Origin of the sequence: Tateyamaria sp. ANG-S1, assembly GCF_000814025.1 — a bacterium.
Classification (GTDB): domain Bacteria; phylum Pseudomonadota; class Alphaproteobacteria; order Rhodobacterales; family Rhodobacteraceae; genus Tateyamaria.
The window spans coordinates 1-17,464 of the sequence record NZ_JWLL01000010.1; the positions used below are offsets into that span (position 1 = coordinate 1).

19 protein-coding genes are annotated in these 17,464 nt (G+C 63.1%); 3 read left to right on the forward strand and 16 right to left on the reverse strand.

What is annotated here, in order from left to right:
* Nucleotides 1-813: VWA domain-containing protein (locus RA29_RS18275; RefSeq protein WP_039688730.1), on the forward strand; the 813-nt coding region annotated here is incomplete at its 5' end.
* Nucleotides 814-816: 3 nt separating this feature from the next.
* Entirely contained in the window at nt 817-1,683 is an 867-nt protein-coding gene (bchO, locus tag RA29_RS18280; RefSeq protein ID WP_039688732.1) for an alpha/beta fold hydrolase BchO, read from the forward strand.
* Nucleotides 1,684-1,722: 39 nt separating this feature from the next.
* Here bchO and RA29_RS18285 read toward each other — a convergent pair whose 3' ends face one another.
* Together RA29_RS18285 and RA29_RS18290 are read right to left on the reverse strand one after the other, a co-directional pair.
* Complete coding sequence (locus RA29_RS18285) at nt 1,723-2,772, reverse strand: ParB N-terminal domain-containing protein (protein WP_039688734.1); 1,050 nt, start codon at nt 2,770-2,772, stop codon at nt 1,723-1,725.
* Nucleotides 2,769-4,073, reverse strand: a complete 1,305-nt coding sequence (locus tag RA29_RS18290) for an AAA family ATPase (RefSeq protein ID WP_039688736.1) — start codon at nt 4,071-4,073, stop codon at nt 2,769-2,771. The genes RA29_RS18285 and RA29_RS18290 overlap by 4 nt, the downstream gene beginning before the upstream one ends.
* 487 nt (nt 4,074-4,560) lie before the next feature.
* Between RA29_RS18290 and RA29_RS18295 the strand changes: the two genes are divergently transcribed.
* Nucleotides 4,561-5,244 carry a hypothetical protein gene (locus RA29_RS18295; RefSeq protein ID WP_039688924.1) on the forward strand — a complete coding sequence of 228 codons (684 nt, stop codon included), beginning with the start codon at nt 4,561-4,563 and terminating at the stop codon, nt 5,242-5,244.
* A 26-nt stretch (nt 5,245-5,270) separates the two neighbouring features.
* Here RA29_RS18295 and RA29_RS18300 read toward each other — a convergent pair whose 3' ends face one another.
* From RA29_RS18300 to bchL, 14 genes are all read right to left on the reverse strand, one after another.
* Nucleotides 5,271-5,906: a YdcF family protein gene (locus RA29_RS18300; protein ID WP_039688737.1), complete on the reverse strand. Its 636-nt coding sequence runs from the start codon at nt 5,904-5,906 to the stop codon at nt 5,271-5,273.
* Nucleotides 5,903-6,271, reverse strand: a complete 369-nt coding sequence (locus tag RA29_RS18305; RefSeq protein WP_039688740.1) for a VOC family protein — start codon at nt 6,269-6,271, stop codon at nt 5,903-5,905. The genes RA29_RS18300 and RA29_RS18305 overlap by 4 nt, the downstream gene beginning before the upstream one ends.
* Before the next feature lie 246 nt (nt 6,272-6,517).
* Nucleotides 6,518-8,086 (reverse strand): glucan biosynthesis protein G, encoded by a 1,569-nt coding sequence (locus RA29_RS18310; protein ID WP_039688742.1) that lies wholly within the window; start codon nt 8,084-8,086, stop codon nt 6,518-6,520.
* A gap of 168 nt (nt 8,087-8,254) precedes the next feature.
* Nucleotides 8,255-8,701, reverse strand: coding sequence for a c-type cytochrome (locus tag RA29_RS18315; RefSeq protein WP_039688744.1), 447 nt, complete (start codon nt 8,699-8,701; stop codon nt 8,255-8,257).
* 114 nt (nt 8,702-8,815) lie between these two features.
* Nucleotides 8,816-10,030, reverse strand: a complete 1,215-nt coding sequence (hemA, locus tag RA29_RS18320) for a 5-aminolevulinate synthase (RefSeq protein WP_039688746.1) — start codon at nt 10,028-10,030, stop codon at nt 8,816-8,818.
* Nucleotides 10,020-10,829, reverse strand: coding sequence for a putative photosynthetic complex assembly protein PuhE (puhE, locus tag RA29_RS18325; protein WP_039688926.1), 810 nt, complete (start codon nt 10,827-10,829; stop codon nt 10,020-10,022). The genes hemA and puhE overlap by 11 nt, the downstream gene beginning before the upstream one ends.
* Before the next feature lie 133 nt (nt 10,830-10,962).
* Nucleotides 10,963-12,075, reverse strand: coding sequence for a magnesium-protoporphyrin IX monomethyl ester (oxidative) cyclase (gene acsF / locus RA29_RS18330; RefSeq protein ID WP_039688748.1), 1,113 nt, complete (start codon nt 12,073-12,075; stop codon nt 10,963-10,965).
* Entirely contained in the window at nt 12,072-12,368 is a 297-nt protein-coding gene (locus tag RA29_RS18335) for a hypothetical protein (protein ID WP_039688750.1), read from the reverse strand. Before RA29_RS18335 ends, acsF begins: the two co-directional genes overlap by 4 nt.
* Nucleotides 12,352-12,879, reverse strand: coding sequence for a photosynthetic complex assembly protein PuhC (puhC, locus tag RA29_RS18340; protein WP_082029607.1), 528 nt, complete (start codon nt 12,877-12,879; stop codon nt 12,352-12,354). The genes RA29_RS18335 and puhC overlap by 17 nt, the downstream gene beginning before the upstream one ends.
* A 4-nt stretch (nt 12,880-12,883) precedes the next feature.
* A complete protein-coding gene (gene puhB / locus RA29_RS18345; RefSeq protein WP_039688752.1) occupies nt 12,884-13,516 on the reverse strand; it encodes a photosynthetic complex putative assembly protein PuhB in 633 nt (210 codons plus the stop codon).
* 68 nt (nt 13,517-13,584) lie between these two features.
* Entirely contained in the window at nt 13,585-14,355 is a 771-nt protein-coding gene (puhA, locus tag RA29_RS18350; protein WP_039688753.1) for a photosynthetic reaction center subunit H, read from the reverse strand.
* Nucleotides 14,356-14,380: 25 nt separating this feature from the next.
* Nucleotides 14,381-15,736 carry a PucC family protein gene (locus RA29_RS18355; RefSeq protein ID WP_082029617.1) on the reverse strand — a complete coding sequence of 452 codons (1,356 nt, stop codon included), beginning with the start codon at nt 15,734-15,736 and terminating at the stop codon, nt 14,381-14,383.
* Nucleotides 15,737-15,801: 65 nt separating this feature from the next.
* On the reverse strand, nt 15,802-16,482 hold the full coding sequence (gene bchM, locus RA29_RS18360; protein ID WP_039688757.1) for a magnesium protoporphyrin IX methyltransferase: 681 nt from the start codon (nt 16,480-16,482) through the stop codon (nt 15,802-15,804).
* The gene (bchL, locus tag RA29_RS18365; RefSeq protein ID WP_039688759.1) at nt 16,482-17,381 is read right to left on the reverse strand and encodes a ferredoxin:protochlorophyllide reductase (ATP-dependent) iron-sulfur ATP-binding protein; all 900 of its coding nucleotides are present in this window, start codon (nt 17,379-17,381) and stop codon (nt 16,482-16,484) included. The genes bchM and bchL overlap by 1 nt, the downstream gene beginning before the upstream one ends.
* Nucleotides 17,382-17,464: the final 83 nt, after the last annotated feature.

Consider the following 17,464-nt stretch of genomic DNA (forward strand, 5'->3'; position numbering starts at 1 on the left):
AACGGACTTGTCCCCGCGGGGACAACCCGAAAATCCGGCGGCGCAGGTGCGGGTCAAAAACGCACCTCCAACCGCCGCGGCCGCCCCTTGCCCGCGCGCCCCGGACGGCTCGACGGCACGTCTCGCATCGACCTCATCTCAACCCTCCGCGCCGCCGCCCCCTGGCAGCCCCTGCGGCGCCAACAGCAACCCAACCGCACGAGCCTCCTCATCCGCCCCTCCGACATCCGACTCAAACGCTACGCGGAGCAATCCGACCGCCTGCTGATCTTCGCCGTAGACGCCTCCGGCTCCGCCGCCATGTCCCGCCTGAACGAAGCCAAAGGCGCCATCGAACTCCTCCTCGCCGACGCCTACGCCAGCCGCGATCACGTCGCCCTCATCGCCTTCCGCGGCAGCGAAGCCGAAACCCTCTTGCCCCCCACCCGCTCGCTCGTGCAGACCAAACGCCGCCTTTCCGCCTTACCCGGCGGGGGCGGCACACCGCTCGCCTCGGGCCTGCAACACGCCCTGCTCCTCGCCCAGCAAAGCGGCACTAAAGGGCTCACACCAACGATCATCCTGATCACCGACGGGCGTAGCAACATCGCCCTCGACGGCAGCGCCAACCGCGCCCAAGCGGCTGAGGACGCCACCGCCATGGGCACCGCGATCCGGGCCTCCGGCACAGCCGCTTTGGTCATCGACATGTCTAACCGCCCACAACGCGCGCTGCAGGATCTCAGCCGCGCTCTGAATGCCCCTTACGTCCCCTTGCCACGTGCCGATGCGCAGCGTCTCAGTGGCGCTGTGACGTCGGCTCTGGATGGCTAAAACATGGACTGGGCGCAGATCGACACCTGGCCAAACGCCCACCTGTCCCGGCGGGGACAAGGGCCGGTTCACCGCTGGCATATCCAGGAAGCGGGACGAGGCGAAACCTTGCTGTTGCTCCATGGCGCAGGCGCCTCATCGCACAGCTACCGCGACGTGATCCCCCAACTTGCGAAAAACTTCCACGTGGTGGCCCTCGACCTCCCCGGCCACGGCTTCACCCAACTGGGCGCGCGGCATCGCTGTGGCTTGGACACCATGGCACAGGACATCGCCAAACTGTGCGTGCATGAAGGATGGAACCCCGCCGCGATCATCGGCCATTCGGCAGGCGGCGCGGTGTCGCTAAGACTCGCCGAAAACGATCTGTCCCCGCGGGGACAAGCACCTGTCGTCATCGGAATCAACGCTGCTTTGGAACCGTTCAAGGGGCTCGCCGGGATGATGTTCCCAGCGATGGCGAAGGCTCTAGCCTCGGTGCCATTTACTGCTGCGCTTTTCTCTGGCACGTCTTCAAAACCGGACCGGATCCGGGCGCTGATTAGCGCGTCGGGTTCCCAACTGGACACCGAGGGTCTGGACCTGTACCGCCGTCTTGTAGCCGATCGAAACCACGTCGACGGCACGCTTTTAATGATGGCGCAATGGCAGTTGAACCCGCTGCTTAAGAGGCTGGGAGATCATCCGTCGCGGATGCACTTCATCATTGGGGACAGGGACAAGACGGTGCGCCCGGATGTGTCCGTCAAAGCTGCTGCGCTATTACACAGCGCGCAGGTGCATCAACTGCCGGGTCTGGGGCATCTAGCGCATGAAGAGCAACCGGCAGAAACCGCCGCGCTGATCCGAGATATTCTGCAGAGAGAATAGTGTGAAAGATGGTTTGTCCCCGCGGGGACAGACCAGAATTCAGAGGTCGAGTTGGTCCAGCAAGGCACGCACGGCAGCTTCGAGCTTGCGCGGATCGACAGCGCCGAAGTCGCGGTTCATTTGAAGTTCGATCTTACCCTTCGAGCCGATGACCTTCGCCGCGCCGGACTTGCGATTGAGCTTGATGGTGGTCTTGGAGGACGTAGAGGGAGCGGCCTGTTCGCTGACAGGCTTGGGAGCGACGACCTTGTTCAGGACGGCAAGCTCGGCGACCGCATCGTTGGGCTTTTGGTGCTCAAGTAGGGCGCTCAGATGTTGGGCCGCGCGGGGTTGATCTTCGAGCGTCTTGACGAGCTTCAGGCCGAGGGCGCGAGGGATCGCTTCGGGGTATTGGAGCAGATGGCCCAGTTTGTCCATTAAGAGACTGAAACTGCCTATGTAGTGACGCTTTTGCCGTCCAGCAGAGGCGAAGAGAACGGCGATGGCGTCATTCACTTCGAGGTCCATCTGGCGGGCGTAACTGGCGGCGAGTTGGCCCATTTCCGCAAAGGAGATGTCACGGCGGACCATGTTTTCGTCGACCATGCGGCGGTAGAGTTTTTCGAGAGCTTCACCCTTGGCGACCAGAACGGCGGGGATGGTCGCGTAGCGCTCGTCTCCGGTTTCCTTGAACAGGGACTTGTAGGCACTGAGGCGGCGGAAGCCTTGGATGAGTTCGTAGCCGTCGCCGGTGTCTTCGACCTGGATCGGGTTCGACAGGCCGAGGTCGCGGATCGAGGTCTTGAGTTCTTCGAGGTCCGGGTCGCGGGTGGTGCTGCGATCGCGGGTGAGTTTGCGCATGGCCACGTCCCCGAGGGGAACGCGGGCAACGATGGCACCATCCCTTTTTAGAGACACATATTCGTGCGCGAGCCGGTCGTTTTCGGCGCGGATTTCCGCCTCGGCAGACTGGCGTTCGGTGAGCGCGTCGGCGTTTTCCGAGATGGCGGCGGCCATAGGGCCTCGTCGCGTTTGCTCCTCGGCTGGGGCAGGGGCTTCGCTGGTTTCTTCGGGCTCGAAATTGATGTCGAATACGCGGCGCTTGCTCATGCCTCATCCTCCAGTTTGTCCCAGGCCTCGCCCAGATTTGTTTTGAATTCTTCGTAAGCCCGGTCGAAGGACGCGCGGGCGCGGCGCCAGGTTTCACGGGTCATATCTCGGTAATCTATTTCGTAGATGCTGCTGAGGAATCGCCCGGATTGTTCGACGGCCCGGGTCATTTCGATGGGGTGTTCGCACACGCGGTCGCCGAAGACTTTTTGGAAGGCGCCCTGCATGGCGCGGTGCAGGTCATTGCCCGGCTCGAACCGGGTGAGCAGGAAGCGGAGGTCGAGGAAGGACTTGGGAAGCGTCATTGTCCCCGCGGGGACAAGTCCGTTGAAGCGGCTGAGGTCTTCGAGCGCTTCGGAGAGTTGGCCGATGAAGGACGTGGTCGAGTCGTATTCCCAATAACCGGGGCCGGAGGGGATGTAGAGCACGTCGGCGGCAAAGACGGCGTTCATGGACTGGTAGCCGATGGCGGGCGGGCAGTCGAAGAGGATCAGGTCGTAGGTGTCGGGCGCGATCTGGTCAAGGAAGCGCGAGACGGCGGCGAAGAAGGACCATTCGGGGTTGATGTGCCGGTATTGGGCCGAGGCGAATTCGACAAAGGCGGCATTGGCGCAGCTGGGCACGATGTCGATGGTGGGCCAGTTCGTGGGCTTGATGAAGTCGCTGGCGCGCAGGTCATTGAGGCCCATGTCGGTGATCGCGGCGGGCAGTTTGCGTTGGGGCAGGGCGGTGCCGGATTCAGCACCCCGCAGGGCGGAGTTCATACGGTCGGTTTCATGCCCTAGATCGCGGGCCATGATGCCCCAGACGGTGTATTCCTCGGCCACGTCGGAAAGGCCCATGGAGTGGCTGAGCGTGGCCTGCGGGTCGAAGTCGACGCAGAGGACGCGGTAGCCGTCGAGGGCGGCGGCGTGGGCGAAGTGGAGGGCGGTGGTGGATTTGCCTGCGCCCCCTTTGAAATTGGCGATGGCGGCGCGGATCGCGCGCTTGTTTGCCGGGCGGTAGGGCATCAGGGACTTGCGGTTCACCTTGATGCGGCGGCGCAGCTCGTTGATCTCTTCGAGGGAGTACCAGCGTTGGCGGCCGTCTTCTTCGACCGTGCCCTGGGGCAGGGAAGGATCGGCGGCGAGGCGGCCGCGCAGGGTGCTTTGGTTGGCTTTGAAGATGAGTTCCGCCACCTCCCAGCTTGAGAAGCGACGGAGCGTCTTTTCGCTTTCGGGGGAGTAGGTTTGCTGGCGGATGAAGGCCTGCATCTTGAGGGATTGCGCCTGAAGCTGGGCGAGGTCTGTGTGCGTGAACATGCGCTGCCTGTGGTTTGTCCCCGCGGGGACAGTTGGTGTTTTTGTCCCCGCGGGGACGTTAATTCTGCTCATTTCCAGATTTACGCTGATTTTGCGGAAAAAGCAAAAGCGGATTAATGTTGTCCCCGCGGGGACAGATCAGGGTCAGTGGGCGCGATCAGACGTGAATGGTTGTGATTCTGTGAACGCGGTGTGCGTTGAGGCATAGGCCCAGATTTAGGGGGACAGTTTTTCCGACACCCCCATCTATTGGGTGACAGAACTGCCGAAATAGGGGACACACAAGCTGTCCCCCAATACCATATCTACCTGCTTTTCTTTTGATTTGGGTTTGGGTCTGGCAGGTTATCCACATCTACCCTTGACAGAATCGCGGCTTGGGACGCAAATCGGGGGCAGAGACGAAAAAGCGGCCAGAACCGCACAAAACAACCGTCGGCAGGTGATGTTCGGACTTCCGGACAGTTTCGAGAAAATGAGGGCAGGGATGCAAACGCTGAGGCCGGTGGGCCGGGGCGCGTCTGCGCGCAAATACGATATTTTGACAGCCTTGGGTGCGTTCGCTCTGGCGCAGGGCAAGCATGAGCAGCGGCGGGTGCTGCGCCTGATAACGCTGATCACAGCGCGCTACAATTGGGCGCGGGACGAGCTGGCCGTGGGGCAGCGCGAGATTGCGCGGCTGTGGTCGGTGGATGAACGGACTGTGAAGCGGGAGATGGCGCTGCTGCGGGCGCGGGGTTGGCTTGTGGTTAAGCGGCAGGGTGCGCGAGGGCGTGTGTCCGAGCATGGGTTGGACCTGGAACGGGTGCTAATCGATACGGAGGCGTATTGGGCAGCTGTGGGGCCGGATTTCGAGTTGCGCATGGGGGCCAGTGAGGCGGAGGCGCCGAAGGTCGTGCCTTTGCCAGTGAAGGGGGCTGTTGTCGCGCCGGATGTGTCCGAGGGGACGGAGTGGGCTTTGGCTCAGGCGATTTTGCATGCTGAGGATGCGGGGATCTATGCGTCTTGGTTGGCTGGGCTGGAGCGCGTGGAGCGGGCAGGGGGGCGGTTGACGTTGAAGGCGCCGTCGCGGTTTCACGGGGCCTATGTGCAGACGCATCTGGAGCGGCGGGTGCTGGCGGCGTGCCGTGAGGTAGATGGGGATGTGACCGAGGTGCGGATTGTTGTGTGAGCGCCGGTGCGCAGTGAATGCGCACCCTACGGGTCGGTGGGCAGGTGGTCGGTGAAACCGGCCTCGACCAGCAGATCGAAGGCGTCCTGGACGGTGTGGGGCAGCGGCACGGCGATTTGAAAGCCGCGGGCGGCGTAGGTGGGCATGCGTGCGATGTCGGCGACCATTTCGCAGATGAGCGCGCGTGCGTCGTGATGCGTAAGGGGCTGGTCATCGAAAGAGGTGGCCGGGGCAGTGACCAGTGGTTTGATGCCCGACCATTGACCGAGGGCCGTGGCCTGGCAGCGGCGTTGGGTCTGGGGTTTTGTGACAAGGATGACCTGTTTCGCGTCCGGCAGGCGGGCGGCGGAGAGGCGCATGTTTTCGCCGATATTGGTCGCGTGCGGCTCGAGCGTGATGGCGTTTGGGGGGACGCCGTTTTGGATGGCGTGGTCTTTGAACGCTTCGGCTTCGGTGGTCTGGAACATGTCGCGCGTCCAATTGCCTGACGCGCCGGTGAAGAGGATGCGGGGGGCGAGGCCCCGGTGGTAGAGGTCGGCGCAGTGGCTGGCCACGCGCAGGTCATAGGAGCCGAGGCCGACGATGGCGTCGGAGGGGCTGAGGTCATCGTAGACGCAGTGAAACTGCCAAAGCGTCAGGGCTGCGTCGCGTGTGTCGGTCATTGTGGCTCTCCGATTTCGAGGATGTGCCTGTCGGGATCGAAGAGGCGAAAGACGCGCTGGCCCCAGGGTTCGCACCGGATGGGGTGGATCAGATCGACCTGGGGTGCGATCCGGGTGAAGGCGGCGTCGAGGTCCACCTCTTCGAAGTAAAGCACGAGGTTTTCGCGTCCGTAGGGCGGTGCGCTGGTGTCGTCCGTGCCGAAGGTCGTTCGAAAGAGCGATGCGCCGTCGTGGAGCGCGAAGCCGCCGGTGAAGGTGACGAAATTGCCGTGGTCTTCGGTGATCGAGAGGCCCAGGATCGTGGTGTAGAATGCCTTGGACCGGTTGATGTCGGTCACGAAGGGGAGGGGGTTCACAAATCGCATGGGTTTAGGACATCACAGATTTTAGTCGATGTCTTGGTGTGGGTGGCCCTCCGGTGGCGGTTTTAGAGCGGTTTGGTTGAGTGCCGGATTTTCGCTTGGGGTTGGTGCGCAGTGAATGCGCACCCTACGGGCTTTGCCAAGATATGTTGGGCCGCGTTTGGATAGGCGCATGTCGGGTGGGGGCGCTGCCCCCGGCCTGCGGCCTCCCCCAAGGTATTTTCAGCCAGAAGAAAGAGGGGAGGGGCGTCAGGTGGGTGCGGTGTTGCGTAGCCATTGGTAGAGCCAGGTTTCTGACAGCCGGGTCGTGCCGTCGGTGATGTGGGCGGTGAGTTCGATCAGATCGTGATCGCCGCCGTCGATGTCGATGAAGAGCCGCCAGGTGGGCTTTGCCGCGCCCTCGACCTTGTGGAGGACGTGGCCTGCGATCTCGCCTGCGGAGTGGGTGATGACGGGGATGAGGTCGGTGTCTGGGTCCATGTCGCCCAAAGCGCCACCTTCGAAGTCGATGACGAATTTGCGCAGGTTGGGGTTTTCGAGCGGCACGCCCGAGGGGCCGCCGACGCCTGCGAGCGTGCCCTGGACCCATGCCAGATCACCGGAGGGGGGCAGGGCGCCCCAATGCATGCGCCAGGCGTAGGTGCGGCTTGTCCCCGCTTGTGGCGCGTCTTTGGGCACCCAGAAGGCGACGATGTTGTCGTCGATTTCGAGCTCAGCCGGGATTTCGACCAGACGGACGGTGCCGGGGCCCCAGTCGTTCAGCGGCTCGACCATCACCGAGGGGCGGTCGTGGTAGCGCGCGCCTGCGTCGAGGTAATCCTCGTACCGACGATCGCGCTGGATCAGGCCGAATTGGGCCATGTTGGGTTCGTTGAAGTACGAGCTTGAGACCCGGTGCGGGTTGTTGAGCGGGCGGAAGAGCGTGTTGCCGTCCTTGCGGATGATTTGCAGCCCCTCGCTGTCGTGGACCTGGGGGCGGAAGTCGTCGAAATCGCGTTCGGTGTGTTCGGCGAAATAGAACATGGAGGTGAGCGGGCCGAGCCCCAGTTGCGGAACGCTGTCGCGGAAGAAGAGCGTCGCCTCGACATCCATGGTGGTGTCGTCGCCGGGGGTGATCGTGATCTTGTAGGCCCCGGTGACGGACGCGCTGTCGAGGGCGGCGTAGAGGGTGAGGGACGTGTCGAGCGCCTGTGGCCGTTCGACCCAGAATGCGGAGAAGCGGGGGAACTCTTCGGGCCCTTGCAGCCACGTGTTGATGGCAAGGCCGCGGGCCGAGAGGCCGTAGCTGTTGCCGCGCCCAAGCGCGCGGAAGTAGCTGGCGCCGAGGAAGGTGACGACTTCGTCGAACTTGTCGGGGCGGTTGAGGGGGTGCGTGAGTTTCAGCCCCGCGATGCCCGGCAGTTCCGCATTGTCGGGGACGCGGTCGCCTACATCGTTACGGTATTCGAAATCATCCGTGGTGAAGCTGATGGGGGCAGCTTGGCCGTTGTGGACTTCGTGGATCTGGACCGGATCTTTGAACAGCCAGCCAGGGTGGAAGGGGGAGGCGTGGAAGGGCAGGGTGGTGTCGGACCAGTGCGCTGCGACAGGCCGGAAGTAGATGTTGCGGTAGTCGTCGTAGGTCAGGTTTTGCAGGAAGCTTTCCAGCGGCGCGGGGGGCGCATCGGGCGACTTGGCGCGGGTTTCCATCGTGGCCTTGAGCCAGTCGAACGAGAACGGTTGCGTGAGGCCTTGGGCCAGTGCGGTGCGGGGCAGGGCGGCGCTGGCCAGAAGCGTTGCAAGGGCGCTGCGGCGGGTGATGGGGGCGGAGAGGGGCATGGGCGTCCTTGGGCGTGCGTGTCAGCCCCAGAGATGCGGGTTCCGTGCGTGTGCGTCCAGTGCCGGGATGTCACTTTTGCGCTGGAATCTTGACATATTGGGGAGTTGTTCAACGAAAAAGGCCGCCGGAATGTCCGACGGCCCTGATCGCGTGTGACTGCGAATGGGTTAGCTGCCGCTGTCCGCCTGAAGCGAGGCGAGGTAGGCAAAGAGGTTCACGGCGTCTTCTTCCTTGCGGACCTTGTAGGTCATCTTGGAGCGGCCGTTGTCGCCTGTCAGCTCACGCAGGTAGCCCGTGGGGTCCTGGACGTAGGCCACGAACACCTCTTCGGTGATGGTGGTGTCGGCGTCTGCGGCCAGTTGGTTGATGTCGGAATAGCGGAAGTCTTCGACCTGGCCGAACTTGCCGCCCACAATACCGTATAGGTTCGGGCCGGTGCGGGCGTTGCGGCCTGCCAGCGTGTCGCCTGCTTCGTTTTGGACGACGTGGCACGAGACGCATTGGCGGAATGCCTTTTCCCCTTCGGCGGGGTCACCGGAGGCGGCGTGGCCGTCGGCGAATGCGGGCACGGCCAGCGTGGCGGTCGCTGCTGCGATGGCAAATGTGCGGAACATGTGGGTCTCCTTCCTGAGTTCTTGGCACAGAACGTAGTGGGTTCGCGGTCAAGTCAACAGTAACTTTGACTTGACCTGCATGTCGGCGGGAAATGCTTGGGTGTTTTCCCCTGTTCAGGCAACCGCGTGGGCAATAGCGCACTGTTTCCATAGGTCTTTCAGTGCCGTGACGAGGTGCTCGATATCCTCTGTCGTGTGGAGCGGTGAGGGGGTGAAGCGCAGCCGTTCGGTGCCTTTGGGCACGGTCGGGTAGTTGATCGGTTGGACGTAGATTCCGTATTGCTGCATCAGGTAATCCGACAGCATCCGGCATTTGACCGGGTCCTTGATCATCACGGGGATGATGTGGCTGGGGTTGTCCATGTGCGGGATCCCCTCCTGGTCCAGCCGCTTGCGCAGGTAGGCGACGCGCTCGCGCTGTTGCATCCGTTCCTGGTCCGACTGTTTGAGGTGCCGGATGGAGGTGCGGGCCGCAGCCGCCACTGCCGGGGGCAGGGCGGTGGTGAAGATGAAGCCGGAGGCGAAGGAGCGGATGAAGTCGCAGAGCGCTTCGGAGCCGGTGACGTAGCCGCCGACGACGCCGTAGGCTTTGCCGAGCGTCCCTTCGATCAGGGTGATGCGGTCCATCAGACCCAACTCTTCCGCGACGCCGCCGCCGCGGGGGCCATACATTCCGACTGCGTGCACTTCGTCGATATAGCTCATTGCGCCGTGCTTTTCGCAGACGTCGATGATTTCGGCGATGGGGGCAATGTCGCCGTCCATGGAGTAGACGGATTCAAAGGCCACGATCTTGGGCGCGTTGGCAGGCAGGGCCGCCAGCTTGCGGTCGAGGTCTTCGGGATCGTTGTGTTTCCAGATGACCTTGGACGCGCGGCTGTGCCGGATGCCTTCGATCATGGAGGCATGGTTCAGCTCGTCCGACAGGATCACTGCGTCGGGGAGGCGGGAGCCAAGGGTGGAGAGTGCCGCCCAGTTTGAGACGTAGCCGGAGGTGAAGAGGAGGGCCGACTCTTTGCCGTGGAGGTCGGCGAGTTCTTGTTCCAGCAGCTTGTGGGCGTGGTTTGTTCCGCTGATGTTGCGCGTGCCGCCTGCACCTGCGCCGCATTCGTCGATGGTGTCCTTCATCGCCTTGGTCACTGACGGGTGCTGACCCATGCCGAGGTAGTCGTTGGAGCACCAGACCGTCACCTGGTCAGGGGCGTCGTCGTCATGGCATTTGGCCCGTGGGAAAGCGCCGGATTGGCGTTCCAGTTCGGCGAATATGCGGTAGTTCCCTTCCTCTTTCAGTGCGTCGAGTTGGGTTTGGAACAAAGCATCAAAGTCCATGATGTCCCCCTGTTGGTGTCGTGTTCTTGGTTGGTTTTGCTTCTGGCAGCATCCAGCGCCAGAGCCGTTCGTCGGGGATGGGGAGAACCATCACCCAGTGTTCGAGGGCCGCGAGGGCCGTGAGGGCGGTGAGAAGCGCAAAGCCCGTCACTGCGCCTGCGGTGTCTGCGGCATAGAGCCGTTCGAGCCAGCAGGCGGCGGCGAAGGTGAGTGCGGTCACGGAGATCGGGAAGAGCCAGTTCATGCCAGCGATGCGGAAGTGGCTGGGCAGGTGTGCCAGTGCTTCGGGCAGGAAGTCGACATTGATGCGGGGGACGCCGAAGAAGAGGTTCAGCTTGGCCGAGATGCGGGCGAAGAAAAGGACGGCGAAGGTGTAGAACGCGAAGGGGTTGTCTGCGGTCCAGAGCACGATGCCGAGGATCATCAGTGTCACGGTCAGCAGCATCTCGTGATAGGCGACGGTGCCCCAGGCGCGGATGAACCGTTCCCATTCGGGGCGGTGGGGCGGCAGGGCGCGGCGGTTGGGGCCGGTGATCATGCCCGTCAGGAATGCCAGTTCGATCCAGCCCCAGAGGGCGAGAGCGGACAGGAAGGCCACGTAAATGCCCATGATGTCGGTCTGTGTCATGGACCAGTATGTGCCGTAGGCGCCGAGGATTATGAGTGGAAGGCCCGCCCATGTGGTGGTGCGCCGCGCCCGTTCGCCCGCGCGGTCGGCGTATTTGACCGCCATCAGGATGGTGCCGGTGGAGAACCACCAGATGAAGAGGGCGATGAGGGCGGCGATCCAGGGGGTCATTTTGGCCCCCCGGTTGCCGGAAACCGGCACGGTTTCCGGGGATTTTCCGACGCGGAAAATGGGCACTGTCCTGAGGACGGTGCCCCTGGACCGCGCGTCGCGGTCCAGACGTTTTCTGCGTCAGAAAACGGCATCAGTAGGCAGGCTCGAGACGGGTCGAGGCAGGCACCACGTGCTTTTTCGCCGGGATTGTGTAGAGCGACACGAAAGCCGCCGCTGCCCGGATTTGAGCGCCGAGCTTTTTCAGCCCCTTCGCCTCTGCCATGTCGACATTGGCCTTTTGCAGCCGTTCCAGCCCGCGCTGCCAGCGGGGGTGGTCGATGTCGAGCGTGATCGGGAAGATCTGTTCCGACAGCTTGGAGGTCTTGGTGAAGACCTCGTGCGCGTACCAGTCGGGATCAACGCCAAGGGCCTTGTGGAAGGCCGGGCGCTGGTGGTCGCGGACGTACATCGTGGCATAGACCGCCGTGAGGAAGAACTTGATCCAGTAGACGTTGAGACCGGAGGTCAGTTTCGGATCGGTCTTCATCAGCAAGGCGAAGGCCTCGCCATGGCTGAACTCGTCATTGCACCACTCTTCGAACCATTTGAAGATCGGGTGGAAGCGGTGTTCGGGGTTCGCCTCAAGGTGCCGGAAGATGGTGATGTAGCGGGCATAGCCGATCTTTTCCGACAGGTAGGTCGCGTAGTAGATGAACTTGGGCCGGAAGTAGGTGTATTTCTTTTTCTGTGTCAGGAAGCCGAGGTTCACGCGCAGACCGGCCTCGCGCAGGGCGTCGTTGATGAAGCCCGCGTGCCGTGCTTCATCCCGTGCCATGAGCTGGAAGAGTTGCGTGATGTCCTTGTTGGCGCCGCGGCGTTTCATTTCCTTGTAGAGGACGCAGCCCGAGAACTCAGCTGTGCAGGAGCTGATCAGGAAGTCGATGAATTCCTTTTTCAACTCCGGCTCCATCCCGTCCCAATCAACGTGATCCCAGTCTTCGTTTTTCTTGAAATGCCCCTTGTTCGGGTCGCTTTCCATCTGGTCGATCAGCTTGTCCCAGTCTTCGCGCACGCTTGAGACGTCGATGGCGTCAAGCTCGTCAAAGTCGGTGGTGTAGAAGCGCGGGGTCAGCAGAGTGTTCTGCATCGCCGTTTCGGTGGCGAACTCGGACGTGAACTTTTCGTCCTGGGCCTGGGCGATGGCCAGCCCTTCTTCGACTGATGTTGCGTCTGCCGTGTGTTTGTCTGTGTTCTGGATATTCATAGCGTCACCTCTTCGGAGAAGGAGAATTCGCAGAGTTCCATGACTTCGAAATCGCCGGTGAGGCGGGTCCAGAGCCGTTCGAGTTTCGAGGCGCGGACAATCACGGCCTCGCGGTCTTCGGTCACGATTTCACCGAAAGGGGCCATAATTTCGGGGCCCTGTACCTGCACTTCGTCACCCGGATAGACGACGGCGCCGTTGTTGAACCTCACATGCGCGTGCAGGCTTTCGAACTTGTGGCTTATTTCGACCGTGCAGGGGGCACGTTCGACGTCCTTAGTCAGTAGTCCCATGGTGGCTTCCTCCCTGGGTCTGGTTGGGGGCCGAAGTGTTGGCCCGGGGTGGCTCCAGCAACCTGGCGAAGGTGCGGAGATTGTCGGCGCCAAAGCCCATAAGCTCGGCTGACCAATTGGTTTCGGGGTCGTAGATCGACAGGCGATTGCCTGCGCGCAGGCGCAGGATCACCGGGGCTGTCGCGTCTATGCGCGCCTTGGCCCGTTCGCGGGCGATCACCCGTTCGATGCCGGCGACAAAGCCGCCCTTGTCGGACGGGAAGTCGGCGAGGATTGCGCCGTTGAGGTCCATCACCCGCGCCGCGCCCGAGGCGTCGCCGGAGAGGAAAATGGCGCGTTCGGCAATCACTTCGGTTTGTGGTGGCGTGCTTTCCAACGGGCGGTCCGTGAGCGTGGCGATGGTCACAAGCGACAGGACAATCAGCAGGAGGGCGAGGACCGCGCGGATGAGGACGCGGGGGACGAGCTCGTCTTCCTTGGCGTGGATGCGGGGGCTGTGTGCGTCGGACATCTGCTTACTCCGCCGCCACAGGGTCGGTTGTGGGCACCCGGGTCACTTCGGGCATGTTGATCCGCGCCTCTGCCGCGTCGGCGAGGATTTGGGCCACGTTTTCGGCGTCCGGGATGCAGCGCAGAGCCGGTTGGGTTTTGCCGAAGGTCCAGGGGCGGGCATGTGGCCAGAGGACCAGATAGCTGATCTTGGTCTTGCCCGTTGTGTCGAGTGCGATGGTGCCAGTGCCGTTCTTGCGCAGGTCGAGCGCTGCGTTGCCCAGCTCTTTGTACGGCAGATTGATGGTCATCGTGAGCGCCGCGCCGATCCGCATGGCGATGCGCGATGTGGTGATCGTGTAGACCGTGGCGCGTGCTTGGATCAGTGCAATGGCGTAGAGCAAGGCGCAGACGACCGCGCCCAGGATGAAGAAGGGAAGGGTGGCGCCGATCGCTTGCCCGATCGGCATCAGGTCCACCACCGAGATGAAGCGCCACGCGGCCAGGACCGCGAAGTAGCCGATGACCCAATTGATGTTCAGCGCCTCGCGCGCCAGCGCGCGGGTGTCTGGCCTGCCTTGCCACAGGATCTGTTCGCCCTCGGGCGGGGCTTCGGGGAGCCCTTTGACCGGCTCGACTGCGAAATCATCATGGGACATGGCGCACGTTCCCTTTCCTTCGGTTTCGGATCATGCGGGGCGAACCATTGGGCCCGCCCCGCGGTTCATCAGAGTTTCGGCTCTTGCCGTTTGCTGTCGGCGTAGAGGACGCCGCCGCCGTAGTAGGCGCTGATCTTTTCCTCTTCGAGCATGGTCACCTGGGTGGCGCTGGCGTGTTGCGGCACGGTGGCGAAGTGCTTGCCATAGAGCGTGCGCACCACGACGCGGTCGGATTTGATCCGTGCGAGCGTCAGCGGCACCAGCCGGTTGCCTGTGCCCCATTTGGCGTCGAGCGTGTATTCTAGGTAGCGGACCAATTGTTCCGGCTCGTCGATCCACATGTCGACGACCTTGCCCACAACTTCCCCGTCACCGGACACCAGCGGCAGCCCGCGCGGGTCGCGGCCCGTGGCGAAGCGGAAGCTGTCATTGGCCGACATGGGGATGATCTTGGGGTGGCCGTGGCCGTCCAGTTCCGGCACGTCGCGGCGGGGTGCCCAGCTGGCCGGGCCAACGCCGTCAAGCATCGGATCGCCTGTGGGCTCCAGCGGGTAGCCGTTTCCGGGGCCGGTGCGTTTCATCGGGATGTCTTCGCGCTCGGGCACCTGGCCGGAGGGCACTGTCACTTCGCCGCGGCCGTGCGGCAGCTTGAACGTCTTGTCCTCGGGCAGCGGGAAGAGGCTGGGGTTGGACGATTTGTTCCCCTCGTCATCTTCGAGCGGGTAGCCTTCGCGCATGTTCTCGCGCTGGATCCAGACCACGAGGGCGAAGAAAAAGAAGTAGAACAACCAGAGCGACAGGGACGCGAGGTCGAATTCGCCAAAGAATGTTGAGGTCATGACGGGTGTCCTTTCCAAAGAGCGGTCATGTGGGGAAATCCGCGAGGCCCAGAGGCTTCGTTTCTTTCCGTTCGGTGAGAGGACCCGAAGTGCGCACGAGCGGTCCCAGGATGGCGAGAGTGACGAAGAGGAGGCCAATCTCGAGATGGTAGACGAAGGAGTATCCGGTGGCGGGCGTGGCGAGCCCTTCGCCCCAGGCCCCGGACATGGCGATGGCATCGACCCAGTCGCGCAACGTACCGCCAAGGGCGATGGCGACGCCTGCTGCTGTCGCTTGGGCCGCGCCCCACGCCCCGAGGGCCAGCCCGCGCCCGGCGACCCCTTGGGCGGGCATTGCCATCGCGGCTGTGAGGGTTGAGACGGCGAAGAGGCCGCCGCCGAAGCCGATCAGGGTGGCGCCTGCGTAGAACAGTATGTTGGCTTGCATTGGTGCTGCGAAGATCACCAGTGAAAAGGCCCAGATGCCCGCGAGGATGCCGCCCCCTGCGAGGCGGTAGGAGTTGGAGCCTTTGGCGAGGCGGCGGCCAGCCCAGATAAACCCGGCCAGTGCCCCTGCGGCCCAGAGGGCGGTGAGGACCGTGGTGGCCGAGACAGACAGTCCGAGGATTTCGCCGCCATAGGGTTCCAGCAGCACGTCCTGCATGTTGAAGGCCATGGTGCCGACAAAGACGCAGGCGAGGAGCCGTCCGGCCTTGCCGCCGCTTGCGTAGTCGTTCCAGGCGTCGCGGAAGAGCGGGCGGGGTGCCTCGCGTTCTTCGCGGCTCATTGGGGTCACGCTTTCCTGCTTCCAGAGCGCGATGAAAGTGAGGATGGCGCCCACAACGGCGGAGCCTTGCACCACGCGGATCAGGGTCAAGCTGCTGTAATTGCTGAGTAAACCGCCAATGATGAGGGCCGAGATGCCCATGCCGACGAGGAACATGACATAGAGCATTGCCACCACGCGCGGGCGGGTTTCGTCGGTGGCCCGGTCGCTAGCCAGCGCAAGGCCTGCGGTCTGCGTCATGTGGATGCCGAGGCCGGTCATGAGGAAGGCGAGCCCTGCGAGGACTTCGCCCGCGAAGGGGACGTCGTGGACTGTGTCGCCCGACAGCACGAGCAGGGCGAAGGGCATGATGGCGAGCCCGCCAAACTGCCAGAGCGCGCCGAACCAGATGTAGGGGATGCGCTTCCACCCGATGGCGGAGCGGTAGGTGTCGGAGCGGAAGCCCAGAAGGGCGCGGAAGGGGGCCGAGAGCACCGGCAGCGCGATCATCACCGCAACGATCATCGCAGGCACCGACAGTTCCACGATCATCACACGGTTGAGCGTGCCCAAGAGCATGACCGTTGCCATACCGACCGATACCTGGAAGAGCGACAGGCGCAGAAGCTGGCCCATGGGCAAGTCTTCGGACGCTGCATCCGAGAAGGGCAACGCCTTCAGCGAGAGATGCTTGAGCGCGTTCACGGGCGCAACTCCATCGCTTCGGAGATGTAGAAACCCGAGGTGATCCGGTCGATGGGGCGCAAGAGGCGGTGCGTGCCTGCGGCTTTGGCGGCTTGGGCCAGTTTTGGGTGCGCGTGCGGGATCATCACGGGCGAACGGTCGGAGCGGGGGAACGCCTTGCCCGCGTACCACATGGCCATGAGCGCAGGGGTGCGCGGGGCCACGGTGAAGACGATGGGGCCACCGACACGGGGTTCCAGTTTGGCCAGCGCGTCCCCGATGTCTGGCGCGGTGTAGTAGATCAGGCTGTCCATCGCGATGACCGCGTCAAAGGTGCCAAGTTCGGGGTCGAGCATATCGCCCGCGTGGAAGGTCACCTGTTTTTGCAGGTCATGCGGCAGGCGCAGTTGCGCGATGTCGATCAGTTGGGGCGAGATATCGGCGGCCACGACCTGTGCGCCGCGTTTGGCGAGTTCGATGGTTGCCATGCCCGGCCCGCAGCCCGCGTCGAGGATGCGTGCGCCGGTCAGGTCATCGGGCAGACGGCTGAGCATCAGGTCACGCATCTGGTCCCGCCCCGCGCGCACGGTTTCCCGAATGCGCGACACCGGCGCGTCCGAGGTCAGACGCTCCCATGTCTGGGTCGCCGTACGGTCGAAATAGTCTTCGACCCGGGCGCGGGTTTGGTCATATTGCATCAATCAAAGCCCAAGAGTTCAAAGATATCGCGGTCTTCCATAGGTGCGGGGGCGAGCCCCTCGGTCCCGTTCCAGAGGGTTTCCGCGAGGCGGATGTACTCGGCGCGGCAGCGCACGATGTCTTCCTCATCATCCATCTCGAACAGGGTCTTTTTCTTCAGCCGCGAGCGCCGGATGGCGTCCACGTCGGGCATGTGCGCGATGCGGTTGAAGCCGACGGTTTTGCAGTAGCGGTCAACCTCGTCCGTCTCGCGGCTTCGGTTGGCGACGCAGCCGGCGAGCCGCACCTTGTAGTTGTTCGATTTGGCCTGCACCGCGGCGATGATGCGGTTCATCGCGTAGATGCTGTCAAAATCGTTGGCCGTGACGATCAGCGCCCGGTCGGCATGTTGCAGCGGGGCCGCAAAGCCACCGCAGACCACGTCACCCAGCACGTCAAAGATCACCACATCGGTTTCTTCGAGCAGGTGGTGCTGTTTCAGCAGCTTGACCGTCTGGCCCACGACGTAACCACCGCAGCCGGTGCCCGCGGGCGGACCGCCTGCCTCGACACACATTACCCCGTTGAAGCCGGTGGTAACGAAATCTTCGGGGCGCAGCTCTTCGGGGTGGAAATCGACCTCCTTCAGGATGTCGATCACCGTGGGTTGCAGGTGGCCGGTCAGCGTAAAGGTGCTGTCATGCTTCGGGTCGCACCCGATCTGCAGCACACGTTTGCCCAGCTTTGAAAAGGCTGCCGACAGGTTCGACGAGGTGGTCGACTTGCCGATCCCGCCTTTGCCGTAGACGGAAAACACCTTGGCCCCTTCGATCTTGGCGTCGGCGTCCTGATGCACTTGAACCGATCCTTCGCCGTCTTGCCCGCGCAGGATGGGTGGATTTCTGTCCAGTGGGCTCATGCGCCCCTCCTTTCGAATGGGGAGAGATCCCCTGCTTCATTTCGCAAAGAAAACCGCCGCCGGAGGCTCCTGTCGTATGTGTT

Coding starts and splice junctions, on each gene's coding strand:
- hemA (WP_039688746.1), bottom strand. CDS start 10,030: ATGGACTTTGATGCTTTGTTCCAAACCCAACTCGACGCACTGAAAGAG.
- bchL (WP_039688759.1), bottom strand. CDS start 17,381: ATGAGCCCACTGGACAGAAATCCACCCATCCTGCGCGGGCAAGACGGC.
- RA29_RS18310 (WP_039688742.1), bottom strand. CDS start 8,086: ATGCCCCTCTCCGCCCCCATCACCCGCCGCAGCGCCCTTGCAACGCTT.
- RA29_RS18335 (WP_039688750.1), bottom strand. CDS start 12,368: ATGGGACTACTGACTAAGGACGTCGAACGTGCCCCCTGCACGGTCGAA.
- puhC (WP_082029607.1), bottom strand. CDS start 12,879: ATGTCCGACGCACACAGCCCCCGCATCCACGCCAAGGAAGACGAGCTC.
- RA29_RS18300 (WP_039688737.1), bottom strand. CDS start 5,906: ATGACCGACACACGCGACGCAGCCCTGACGCTTTGGCAGTTTCACTGC.
- puhB (WP_039688752.1), bottom strand. CDS start 13,516: ATGTCCCATGATGATTTCGCAGTCGAGCCGGTCAAAGGGCTCCCCGAA.
- puhA (WP_039688753.1), bottom strand. CDS start 14,355: ATGACCTCAACATTCTTTGGCGAATTCGACCTCGCGTCCCTGTCGCTC.
- RA29_RS18295 (WP_039688924.1), top strand. CDS start 4,561: ATGCAAACGCTGAGGCCGGTGGGCCGGGGCGCGTCTGCGCGCAAATAC.
- RA29_RS18305 (WP_039688740.1), bottom strand. CDS start 6,271: ATGCGATTTGTGAACCCCCTCCCCTTCGTGACCGACATCAACCGGTCC.
- bchM (WP_039688757.1), bottom strand. CDS start 16,482: ATGCAATATGACCAAACCCGCGCCCGGGTCGAAGACTATTTCGACCGT.
- RA29_RS18285 (WP_039688734.1), bottom strand. CDS start 2,772: ATGAGCAAGCGCCGCGTATTCGACATCAATTTCGAGCCCGAAGAAACC.
- bchO (WP_039688732.1), top strand. CDS start 817: ATGGACTGGGCGCAGATCGACACCTGGCCAAACGCCCACCTGTCCCGG.
- RA29_RS18355 (WP_082029617.1), bottom strand. CDS start 15,736: ATGGGCCAGCTTCTGCGCCTGTCGCTCTTCCAGGTATCGGTCGGTATG.
- RA29_RS18290 (WP_039688736.1), bottom strand. CDS start 4,073: ATGTTCACGCACACAGACCTCGCCCAGCTTCAGGCGCAATCCCTCAAG.
- puhE (WP_039688926.1), bottom strand. CDS start 10,829: ATGACCCCCTGGATCGCCGCCCTCATCGCCCTCTTCATCTGGTGGTTC.
- acsF (WP_039688748.1), bottom strand. CDS start 12,075: ATGAATATCCAGAACACAGACAAACACACGGCAGACGCAACATCAGTC.
- RA29_RS18315 (WP_039688744.1), bottom strand. CDS start 8,701: ATGTTCCGCACATTTGCCATCGCAGCAGCGACCGCCACGCTGGCCGTG.